Genomic DNA, 11,566 nt, shown 5'->3' with positions numbered 1-11,566 from the left:
CACTGACTGGACGTCCAGCCAGCAAGAGCGGGCCGATCTGCTGTTTGAGCGGTATCCTGATTTGAAGACAGCCTATGAATTGAGTCAGGGTCTGAGTCATATCTTTGAGAAGACGACTGACAAACTTTACGGCTTAGCGCGCCTGGCTAAATGGCACGAAAAAGTACGTCAAGCCGGTTTCAAGGCCTTCAACACGGTGTCACGGTCAATCCAAAACCACTATGAAACCATTCTCAACTACTTTGACAATCGCAACACCAATGCTTCGGCCGAGTCTTTCAATGCCAAGATCAAAGCGTTTCGCAGTCAGTTCAGAGGGGTACGGAACGTAGAATTCTTCCTCTACCGCCTGACTCAGTTATATGCTTAATCTAAGCTGCTCCACAACTTTTAACTTTGATCCCTGTTAGGCAAACTCGATTTGCTGCATTGCAGGCAAAGTTATTTTGGCCAGTATTTGCTCTTCAAGGACGTCTGCCCAGGCGTTCATGTACGAAACGACGTCATCCCGCACGTTGTGTTTTAAATAACGCTTTTCAGGGGGGAGCTGAGCTAGAATCTGTCGGTCATCCAGGCGCTCCAAATGCTTTAAATCTTCGAGTGTGAGACCCGCACCCAGCATCTCGCTGATAAGAAGATCAATAGGCATTTGACTGGTTGAACAATAATCCTCGACCTGCTCATTCCAGTCACCATATCGTTGCATGGCGTATCTATGGATTTGGTCTTTGGTTAGTTTGGTTAGTTCCTGAGCGAGGTTTCCGCAGTTACAACCGCCCATATGACCCCATTGGTAAGGTGCCCCATTTTTAAGGTTGTTCGCTGTTTTGCGAAGTGCATTAATAAGTTCAGGCGTTGGACGAGCCATAGTAAGACTGATTAGTAGGTTAATGGACTAATGTTCTTTGTTGGCGAAACAGCTATTTTTATCATTTTGTTCTTACTAAAAAGAAAGCCCGTTCAACAACGGGCTTTCTTTTTAGCGGACTAATTCCATAAGATCTTTATCATTGACTTCCTTGCGAATATCGGCCATATCCAGGAAGCGGGTGTAAATACCATCGAGTGTGGGTTTATCATATCGGAAGCCAAGTAATTCAAGGCGATGCTTCAAAGCGTGTCGGCCCGAACGGGCTGTCAGAACAATCGATGACTTAGGTACTCCCACATCCTGTGGGTTCATGATCTCGTAATTCTCGGAATGTTTCAGGAAACCATCCTGGTGGATGCCTGATGAATGAGCAAACGCATTCCGGCCAACAATAGCTTTATTAGCCTGAACAGGCATTCGCATCATTTGCGATACAAGGTTACTGACCGGATAAAGCCGGGTTGAATCAATATTAGTATATAAACCAAGCTCTTTCTTGACCTTTATAGCCATAACCACTTCTTCGAGGGAGGTATTACCAGCCCGCTCACCAATCCCGTTGATGGTGACCTCTACCTGACGAGCACCATTCATTACGCCAGCCAATGTATTAGCCGTTGCCAGTCCTAAATCGTTATGACAGTGAATGGAAATGGTAGCCTGATGCACGTTAGAAACGTGCTCATAGATATAGGCGATTTTCTTTCCGTACTCGTCAGGTAGGCAATAACCTGTTGTATCAGGTATATTGACAACTGTTGCTCCCGCGCCAATAACAGCCTCGGTTAATTGTGCAAGGAAAGCGAGATCTGCCCGGCCTGCATCTTCGGCGTAAAATTCAACATCTTCCACGTAGCTTTTGGCGTGCTTGACAGCCGCTACGGCTTGCTCCAGAATTTTCTCTCGGGTGCTGTTGAATTTATTTCGGATATGAATGTCTGATGAGCCAATACCTGTGTGAATTCGGCCTCGTTTTGCCCATTTAAGAGCTTCCCCAGCCGCGTCGATATCGCCTTTAACAGCTCGGCTCAATGCACAGATGGTAGGTTCTGTTACGGCTTTTGAAATCTCGACAACCGACCGAAAGTCGCCAGGGCTGGAAATCGGAAAACCAGCTTCGATAATATCGACACCGAGCCGTTCTAGTTCTTTGGCAACTACGATTTTTTCTTCAGTGGTCAACTGGCAACCTGGCACTTGTTCGCCATCGCGCAGGGTGGTGTCGAAAATATAAACTCGTTGGCTCATAGTCCGATATTGATTGAATTAGTATTGACTCGTTAACGATAAAAAAAGCCCGTTCCTGCGGAGGAAGGGCTTTTTTGTAAAATATATCCTTCTCTCCGCTCTTAGAAAACGATTAGGTTTTGCAGTCGGTTGGTAGAGAACATAGCCATTTTTAGTTTGCGAAATTTCGCTGATTGCGTAAATACGCTACAAAAATAGCCCTTTTTAAAATTTCTGCAAGACTCTAGGCAAAAATTTTAATGAATCGGATAAGGCTCGTTTTTAGGCCGTTAACTGTTGCAGAATTTGCTCACCCATAGCGTCAGTTCCCAGGATTTTGTCTGCTGGTGTGTCGTTATTGGCAATGTCGCGTGTGCGATAACCCGCTTTTAGTACGGCATCTACGGCATTAATAATGGCCTGAGCTTCATCTTTCAGGCCAAACGATATATCTAATAATAACGCTGCCGAAAGAATCGATGCCAGGGGGTTAGCTACACCTTTACCCGTAATATCGTGGGCCGATCCGTGAATAGGCTCATAAACGCCCGTCAGATCACCAACCGAAGCCGAAGCTAGCATACCCATCGAACCAGCTATCTGACTGGCTTCATCGGTCAATATGTCGCCAAACAAATTCCCTGTAACGACTACATCGAACCGCTTGGGATCTTTGATAAGCAGCATGGCAGCCGCATCGATAAACTGGTGCTCAACCGTTACATCTGGGTATTCGGGAGCAAGGGCCTGTACAACTTCACGCCATAGACGACTGCTTTCGAGCACATTGGCTTTATCGACCGAGCACAGCTTTTTGCTGCGGGTGCGAGCGGCTTCGAAGGCTTTCCGAACAATGCGCTCCACTTCGTACTTGCTGTAGATCATGGTATCGTAGGCCGTATTCCCATCATCAAGTCGTTCGCGTTTTCCGAAATAAACGTCCCCTGTTAATTCCCGAAAGAACAGAATATCGGCTCCCCGCAGGATTTCGGGCTTAATGCTTGATGCGTCCAGCAGTTCGTCGAACAGTTTGATAGGGCGTAGATTTGCATAGAGCCCTAACTCTTTACGCATGTTGAGCAATCCCTGTTCAGGCCGAACTTTGGCGGATGGATCGTTATCGTATTTAGGATGGCCTACGGCACCAAACAGAACGGCATCAGCGGCCTTCATTTTGGTTAAGGTTTCGTCGGGTAGCGGAGAGCCGGTGGCTTCAATAGCAACGTGGCCGATCAACGCTTCATCGTAAGTGAATTCGTGCCCAAATTTTTGAGCAATCGTTTCCAGAACCTGCTTACCAACGGTGGTTACTTCGGCCCCAATGCCATCACCGGGGACTACAAGGATGTGTTTTTTCATTGATTAAAGAATGAAAGAGCGAAGGCGTGAAAGAGCTAGCTCGCGGTATATCGGTGCTTTTCACAATACTCTTTTAACGGGTATAAATTAACTGTGAACGTACTGGTTTGGGGTGTTAACTGATTTCGAAATGGAATATTAAGGCCGCACAGCCTCGGCAATGACGTTTTTACCGATAATTTGGCCAACAGTTAGTTTGTCGAATAAGCGACTTACGGGGAAAATGACGCGATCATATAAAACAACTGACTCCTTCGTGATGCGGCCATCTTTGCCCAGCCACTTGTACAACAGTGAGATAAAATAACCGGCGAAGTCGTAGTAGCGGCAATCGGTGACGCGGAAACCGGCCTCTTCGAGAATCTGGCGAACCAGCTTTTTATCGTAACGACGGTAATGGCCAACGTGCTCGTCCATATTGCTGAAAATTTCCTGACGAGCCGGTACGAAGACCTTAATGCGGCCACCGGGTTTTAGTATATCGTATAACTCCTTGACCATGTCGCCATGATGCTCAATATGTTCGAGCACATTGATGGTATAGATCAGGTCGTATTTTTTAGGAAGCTGGCGAATATCGGTGTAAACGGGTTGTTTGATTAGCGGCAACAGGTCGGGGTCGATTTCGGCCGCATCGACACTGCCAATCGGAAAACGGTTGGCGTATTCGCCATTGCCGGCCCCAAAATCCAGGACTGCTTCACCGGGACGAATGTCGCGGGCCACCCACTTATACAGCCCACTGTTGTAATTGACAGCATGACTCATGATGGCCAGATTGTCTGACCCATTATACTCTACTTTTTCTGCTGTCTGTTTTGCCTGACTCATAAAGGACGAATGAAACGTGATAACAGTTTGTGTTCAGTGCCAAAACACGAATTTATTAAACGAATTGGCAATAATGCCATGTTGGACGTTGCCCTTATCTGACGGTCAGCTTTAGTCCAGGGTATTCAGCATTTTTTGCGTGGCTTTAATGGCCGATACCGTTTGGTCGGAATCGAGGCCACGTGTTTTGAATTCACGATTTTTAAGCTTCCAGGTTATAATGGTTTCGCAGAGTGCATCGGTACGCCCACCCATTGGAATCCGAACGGCATAGTCGGTAAGGGAAGGAAGCACAAGCTTCTTTTTGCTGTAAATCTTCTTCAGGGCGTTCATAAAGGCATCATATTGTCCATCACCCTGAGCGTTTTCTTCGAACTGTTCTTCTTCAATCCGCACACGTAGCGTGGCCGATGGTTTCAGGTCTTTCGAATGCGTTAGTACGTAGTTGAGGATTTCGACCCGTGAGGCAATGGCGTTGGTGTTCAGTACGTCAGAAATAACATACGGCAAGTCTTCGCGTGTAACGACCTCTTTCAAATCGCCCAGTTCGATAACCCGCTGGGTTACTTTCTTCAAATCGCTCTCCGACAATTGGATACCTAACTCACGGAGGTTATTCTCAATATTTGCTTTCCCCGATGTTTTTCCGAGGGCGTAGCTTCGTTTGCGGCCAAAGCGTTCGGGGAGTAAGGTATTGAAATACAGGTTATTTTTTTTGTCGCCGTCGGCATGGATACCGGCGGTCTGGGTAAACACATTATCGCCAACTACAGGCTTATTGTCGGGAATCCGAAGTCCTGAAAACGTTTCAACGATCTTGCTAACCTGATACAGCGATTTTTCGACCACACCCGTTCGAACATCAGGCATGAAATCGCGCAAAACCGCAATGGCGCTTGCCATGGGGGCATTTCCAGCGCGTTCGCCCAATCCATTTACGGTCAGGTGTAGGCCATGCGCTCCCGCCCGAATCGCTTCCATCACGTTGGCAATGCTAAGGTCGTAGTCGTTATGGGCGTGGAAATCGAAATGAAGTGCTGGATAGCGATTGACAAGCTGACTGATAAACGTGAACGTTTCGGCAGGGGTCAATACGCCCAGTGTGTCGGGCAGCAAAATACGCCGAATGGGCTGCGTTTGCAGAAAATCCAGGTACTGAAGTACATAGTCGGGCGAGTTTCGCATGCCATTACTCCAGTCTTCCAGGTATACATTCACTTCCAGACCCGACTGCCGAGCCTGATCGATAACTTGCTGAATATCGTTGAAGTGCTCAATAGGCGTTTTCTTAAGCTGGTGAGTAAGGTGATTCATCGACCCTTTGGTAAGCAGATTCATCACCCTGGCACCCGAAGCACGCATCCAGTCGAGGGAGGCTTGCCCATCAACAAACGTCAGCACTTCGACCTTATCGAGCAATCCGGCTCCAGCCGCCCATCGGGTAATCTGCTGGACGGCTTCTAATTCCCCGGCTGATACCCGTGCCGAGGCTACTTCAACGCGGTCAACTTTAACCTCCGTCAACAGCGACTGAGCTAAAGCCAATTTTTCGGACGCAGAAAACGACACCCCGCTGGTTTGTTCACCATCGCGCAGTGTCGTGTCCATGATTTCAATATAACGACGTTTCATATTTTAAAGAGCGAAAGAGCGAAAGAGCGAAAGAGCGAAAGAGCGAAAGAGTGAAAGAGTGAAAGAGTGGCTTATATGGGAAGAGGTCTCTCTTAACACCACCCTTTCGCTCTTTCACTCTTTCGCTCTTTAAAAAGGTCTCGTTTCGGCGAAGGTTTCGATTTCGGACTTCATCGAAAGCAGGTAGTCGATGTCGTCGTAGCCGTTGGTGAGGTTGTGCTTTTTGTAACCGTTGATCGCAAAGCTTTCGCTTTCGCCGGTCGATAGCAGCGTGATGGTTTGTTCGGGCAGATTAACTTCCAGCTCGGTTTTCGGATCGGCTTCGATAGCGGCAAAGATCTTGTCGGCAAATTCGGGGCTGACCGTAACGGGTAATATACCGATGTTCAGGCAGTTGTTTTTGAAAATGTCGGCAAAGAAGCTCGATACCACACAACGGAAACCGTAATCGTAAATGGCCCAGGCAGCGTGTTCGCGGCTCGAACCACTACCGAAGTTTTTGCCACCTACCAGGATTTTACCGGAATAGGTAGGGTTATTCAGTACAAAATCGGGTTTAGGCGTATCGTCGTTATTGTACCGCCAATCGCGGAAGAGGTTATCGCCGAACCCTTTACGCTCGGTAGCTTTCAGGAAGCGAGCTGGTATGATCTGATCCGTATCGACGTTCTCAATCGGCATTGGAACGGCCGTACTGCGGAGTATAGTGAATTTGTCGTAAGCCATTTTATTGAATGGATAATGTATAATGCAAAATGGATGAGTAATAAATGAACAGGTCTTAGGCCAAAGACTGGGCTTAAGCACCATTATCCATTATTCATTATCAATTAAAATTCTTGGATCGGTAACAACGCCGGTTACGGCCGCAGCGGCAGCTACGAGCGGGCTAGCAAGTAGTGTTCTGGCACCCGGCCCCTGCCGACCTTCGAAGTTGCGGTTGGAGGTCGAAACGGCGTATTTGCCTGCCGGAATCTTATCTTCATTCATGGCTAAGCAGGCCGAACAACCCGGTTGACGAAGCTGGAAACCAGCGTTGGTCAGGATATCCAGGATGCCTTCGTCTTTAATCTGCTTTTCAACAATGTGCGAACCAGGCACTAACCAGGCCGTTACGTTGTCGGCTTTCTTCCGACCTTTTACGATAGAAGCAAATGCCCGGAAATCTTCGATTCGGCCGTTGGTGCAGCTTCCGAGGAATACGAAATCGATGGGTTTGCCAATCATCGATTCATTTTCGGAGAAGCCCATGTACTGCAACGACTTTTTGTAGCTGGCAGCGCCGTCTTTAACGGCTTCGGCTACTGGAATCTGGTGCGTAACGCCCGTACCTAAGCCCGGATTGGTACCGTAGGTAATCTGAGGTTCAATAGTAGCGGCATCGAAGGTAAGGTCGATATCGAAGCTGGCACCTTCATCGGTTTTGAGCGATTCCCAGTACGGAACAAGCTTATCCCAGGCTTCGCCTTTGGGAGCCAATTCGCGGCCATTCAGGTAATCGAGGGTTTTCTGGTCGGGTGCAATCATGCCCCCACGAGCCCCCATTTCAATACTCATGTTGCAGACCGTCATGCGGCCTTCCATGCTCATATTCTCAAATACATCACCGGCGTATTCGACAAAATAGCCTGTAGCGCCACTGGCCGAAATTTGCGAAATGATGTACAGGATAACGTCTTTCGGTAATACCCCTTTGCTGAGCGTACCGTTTACGCTGATCCGCATTTTCTTTGGTTTGGGCTGCATAATGCACTGCGAGGCCAGTACCATTTCAACTTCCGACGTACCGATGCCGAATGCGATGGCTCCGAACGCGCCGTGGGTGGATGTATGCGAGTCGCCACAAACGATGGTCATGCCGGGAAGCGTGATGCCATTTTCAGGACCAACCACGTGTACTATACCATTTTTCTCGTGGCCTAATCCCCAGTGCGAAATGCCGTATTTGATTGCGTTACGTTCCAGTGCCGCAAGCTGATTGGCCGAAAGAGGGTCGGCAACGGGCAGGTGTTGGTTTAGGGTTGGCGTATTGTGGTCGGCGGTAGCGAAGGTGCGTCCGGAAAACAGTACCGAAGCGCCCCGCCCTTCGAGACCTAGAAACGCCACCGGGCTGGTAACTTCGTGAATAAAGTGGCGGTCGATAAACAATACATCGGGGCCATCTTCGACATGCCGGATAACGTGTGCGTCCCAGACTTTATCGAACAGCGTTTTTGGGGTACTCATAGCAAAGCGGTCAGTAAATAAATTCGTGTACTTCTCTGCTACAAAATTGATAAATACCAATGAATGGTCTATCTCGTTATCCGTTCAATAAATAGCGTTTTTGGTTCATGCCGGATCGATGGCCGAAAAAGCTATATCGATCCGGCTCTTTGTCGAAACAAACACGTATAAATTCTATGGCCTGGTCATTGTTTTTCCCAATAAATGGTTTTGCTAAGAAACCCCTTGTGCGCTACTATTTTCAGCTTATTTCCAACCAGATACAGCTCGCAGTCGGCAGTTATGTCTTTTTTAGGGTTGTAAACGGTTCCTTTCCACAGCCCATCAACAAACTTTACATCCTTTAAAACGATTCGTTTGGCCGGATCAATACCCACAAACCCATTGCTGATTTTGCTAACGATAATCAGAACACCCTCATCATCGGTTTTATACGTTCCGGCAAAGTTATCGGTTGGTTTTTGGGCGAATAAACTGCCGGTCATGCCAAGCAGCAGACTGAAAATAAAAATGGCTTGTTTCATGAAATTCCTTTTTAACGGGTGAACAATAAATTAGGAAGGTTAGAGCTGATCGGTTATTGTATAGCCGGACGGCTGTGCCATTCATAGAAAAGGCCGTTTGGGTCGCGTTGAGCCCTGATTTCCTGTAGTTTTTTGAGGTGACTATCCGATAAAAACGGGGCTGTCCGTTTGTGTAACCCTTCGTCGGCCAATTGGATGCCGGTCGATAGGTGAGCCATTTGCCGCATCATAGTTGCTGCCCAATCGCCGTATTTAGCGGTGTCTTCGCCATGCTTCCAGTTGCCGTACAAAGCCAGATATGTATTGTCTTCGTTGGAGTACGCCATATCGATCGAGAGGCTACCCGGATGCCAGTTGAGCCACAGAAAATGCGACGGTGCTGGCGGCAATGTTCTCGCAATCTCTTTGATAAACGGCATCAAGTCATCAAGTGGGGCATGAGTCCACATGTTATCCACACCCCAGTAGCAATTTTCAGGATAATGCGTCATGGTCGTTTTATACAACATGTCGATCCCCGGATTGAAGGCTGGGGTAGCAATGATAGCTTTGCTTTTTATCGGACTGTTTTTCATAAAGGCCATCGCTTCTTCATATTCGTCCTCTGTATCGGCAAAGATGGGGGCTATGGCTTCGATACCCGGCCCCAGCAGACGGAGCATATTGTTACTCATAATCATTTGAAACTCTACCGCTTTCGGAATACTGGGCCCCACTTCATACGCCCAACTGTATACGTCTTCCAGATGCTTTATCGAAAAGTCGTGGGCAATGATGGCCCGGTATTGGGACAACGGATACAGTTTCAGGTGAAAGCAGATGACGATGCCGAAAAAGCCGGGGCCTGATCCGCGTGCTGCCCAGAACAAGTCGACGTTTTGTTCGGCATTGGCGTGTATGAGTTCGCCATCGGCCGTAATAATGTCGAGTCCAATTACGCTTTGGCAGGCAATACCCAGTTTGCGGCCGTTCCAGCCGTAGCCGCCCTGCAACAAGTAGCCGCCAATACAAACCCCTTTGCAGTGGCCTGCCGGAAAAAACAGGTTGTGTTTGTACAGTTCCTGCATCAGTACGCTACCACCCACACCTGGTCCGGCTTTAGCGATCATCGTATTGGGGTCGATCTCGTACTGGTTGAAGTGTTTCATCAGGATCAGTATACTGTTGTCGCGCAGGTGGTTGGCACTGAAACTATGACCGCCCGAACAAACCGTAACTTTTCTACCTACCGACCGGGCGTATTTTAATGTCGCTACGATATCCTGTACGCTTTTAGGCTCAACAACCAGATCAGGACGTTTGCCTGGATCGATTTTGTTGAATAACGTTCCTATAACCAGTTGGTCGAAGCCCGGCTCGAACCGCCGGGTAAGCGTACCAGCTACCTGCAACTCACTGTCCTCTTGATTGAGTTCGGCATAGAGTGTCGGCAGAAAAGCCGCCAGGTGCGTCATCTCTTCGGAGCAATGCTGAAGTAAGTCGGGAGCAAAGTTTTTGGGTAATGACCTGACCTTGCGGATAAAATCGGAAGCCAGATCGGCCAGTATTCCCGTTTTTCGAACGCTCACATAGTGACCGCCTACCCAGAACCGGGAACGCATTTCTGAACCGCCCTCAACCGCCCGAACCTGATGAACCAGATAGCCGTAATCGACCGGGAGGCTGGGATGACCCAGACGGGCGCAGATGTAAACGGCTTTGTCAGGATGATTGATGCTGTCGAATGAAAAGCCGAATTCGGTGGGCGATTTAAACTGGATGAGCGCATCCTGCAACTCATTGCCAATGTACTCCTTGATAATCGAATTGCGACCAATGTAAGCCGCGTCATTTTTCCCATCGTCCCACCGGGCACTCACATGGGCTTTCGGGTGCCAGAGCTTATACCGAGTATCCTGACAACCATGCCAGCCAAACCACCAATCCCACATGGGCGGAGTTACGTTTGGCATATAGGTGCAAACGGCTACATGAATACTGCCATCATCGTATTGGGTATACCCATTTTCACAATCGGTGTACCCTTCAGTTTCCAGATAGCGGGCGGCTGAAAAGACTGGTAATTGTTCAGGAGCTACAGGCGAACGGGTTAAGGCTTCCTGAGCCGAGGAAGCTAGGGGTAGAAATGCTTCGTCGTAAAATTTAGCGAATGAGGTGGCATAGTCGGTCGACTGGTAGCCAAGGTATTCTTTTGCCATTGGTTCGAGACGTTAAAATGATGGCTCAAACCTACCGGAATGCATCAGGAGCAACACTTGAATTAATTCAAGAAATGCATTGGCCGTGAAGAAACAGCCTGCTCTGGCTAATATCTAAACTTGTGTTTTAACTTGCTCAGCCATTCGGGCGAAATGCCCATAAACTCGGCTATGAAACGAGAGGGCACACGCTGGATAATCATGGGGAAGGTGCTAATCAGGTATTGGTAAAGCTGTTCCGACGTATAGGAAATGATCTTGAGTTTAAAGTCATTTTCCTCCTGCAAGGCGGTTGTAACTACCGAATGATAAAACCGAAACAAGTTAATATCGGTATTAATCAGTGATTCCAGCTTGTGTTTGTTCAGGGCTATTACAGTCGAATGCGCGATGGCCCGTAGCTCACATCGGGTTTTCTCACCCGAAAAGAAGCTGTCAACGCAGCTCATAAACGGGTGAAAATCGTCCATAAAGAAATTGATTGCTTTTTCGATCTCAAGGTCTTCATCGATGTAACGGCATACAAAACTCCCCGACATAATGAAGTAGATTTGGTCACATACCTGACCAGGACGGATGAGTTGGGCCTGATTTTTTATGTCCAAAAACGAAGCGTGCTGGAAAATAGCTTCCAGCGACTGCGGGGACACGTTCGCTTTGTTTAGTTCGGTAACCAGGTAGGGTGGCAGCATGAATGC

11 protein-coding genes are annotated in these 11,566 nt (G+C 48.1%); 1 reads left to right on the top strand and 10 read right to left on the bottom strand.

Annotated features, from left to right (window positions below):
- A partial coding sequence (locus BGO59_RS08405) for a transposase (protein ID WP_293683124.1) occupies positions 1-370 on the top strand: 370 nt, incomplete at its 5' end.
- A gap of 36 nt (positions 371-406) precedes the next feature.
- Here the strand turns inward: BGO59_RS08405 and BGO59_RS08400 are convergent.
- The 10 genes from BGO59_RS08400 to BGO59_RS08355 all read right to left on the bottom strand — a co-directional run bounded on the left by BGO59_RS08400 (position 407) and on the right by BGO59_RS08355 (position 11,560).
- A complete protein-coding gene (locus BGO59_RS08400) occupies positions 407-868 on the bottom strand; it encodes a hypothetical protein (RefSeq protein WP_293683122.1) in 462 nt (153 codons plus the stop codon).
- A gap of 111 nt (positions 869-979) precedes the next feature.
- Positions 980-2,119: a 2-isopropylmalate synthase gene (locus tag BGO59_RS08395; protein ID WP_293683120.1), complete on the bottom strand. Its 1,140-nt coding sequence runs from the start codon at positions 2,117-2,119 to the stop codon at positions 980-982.
- A gap of 261 nt (positions 2,120-2,380) precedes the next feature.
- Positions 2,381-3,457, bottom strand: coding sequence for a 3-isopropylmalate dehydrogenase (leuB, locus tag BGO59_RS08390; protein ID WP_293683118.1), 1,077 nt, complete (start codon positions 3,455-3,457; stop codon positions 2,381-2,383).
- A gap of 138 nt (positions 3,458-3,595) precedes the next feature.
- Complete coding sequence (locus tag BGO59_RS08385) at positions 3,596-4,288, bottom strand: class I SAM-dependent methyltransferase (protein ID WP_293683116.1); 693 nt, start codon at positions 4,286-4,288, stop codon at positions 3,596-3,598.
- Positions 4,289-4,399: 111 nt separating this feature from the next.
- Positions 4,400-5,920, bottom strand: coding sequence for an alpha-isopropylmalate synthase regulatory domain-containing protein (locus tag BGO59_RS08380; RefSeq protein WP_293683114.1), 1,521 nt, complete (start codon positions 5,918-5,920; stop codon positions 4,400-4,402).
- 129 nt (positions 5,921-6,049) lie between these two features.
- Entirely contained in the window at positions 6,050-6,646 is a 597-nt protein-coding gene (gene leuD / locus BGO59_RS08375; protein ID WP_293683112.1) for a 3-isopropylmalate dehydratase small subunit, read from the bottom strand.
- A 90-nt stretch (positions 6,647-6,736) separates the two neighbouring features.
- A complete protein-coding gene (leuC, locus tag BGO59_RS08370; protein ID WP_293683110.1) occupies positions 6,737-8,146 on the bottom strand; it encodes a 3-isopropylmalate dehydratase large subunit in 1,410 nt (469 codons plus the stop codon).
- 185 nt (positions 8,147-8,331) lie between these two features.
- Positions 8,332-8,670, bottom strand: a complete 339-nt coding sequence (locus BGO59_RS08365; RefSeq protein WP_293683108.1) for a hypothetical protein — start codon at positions 8,668-8,670, stop codon at positions 8,332-8,334.
- A 53-nt stretch (positions 8,671-8,723) separates the two neighbouring features.
- A complete protein-coding gene (locus tag BGO59_RS08360) occupies positions 8,724-10,868 on the bottom strand; it encodes an FAD-binding protein (RefSeq protein ID WP_293683106.1) in 2,145 nt (714 codons plus the stop codon).
- 107 nt (positions 10,869-10,975) lie between these two features.
- Positions 10,976-11,560: a Crp/Fnr family transcriptional regulator gene (locus BGO59_RS08355; protein WP_293683104.1), complete on the bottom strand. Its 585-nt coding sequence runs from the start codon at positions 11,558-11,560 to the stop codon at positions 10,976-10,978.
- Positions 11,561-11,566: the final 6 nt, after the last annotated feature.

Origin of the sequence: Spirosoma sp. 48-14, from assembly GCF_001898575.1 — a bacterium.
Lineage (GTDB): Bacteria > Bacteroidota > Bacteroidia > Cytophagales > Spirosomataceae > Spirosoma.
Note: the sequence above shows the minus strand (reverse complement) of the source record. Positions and strands in the feature narration are given on the sequence as shown.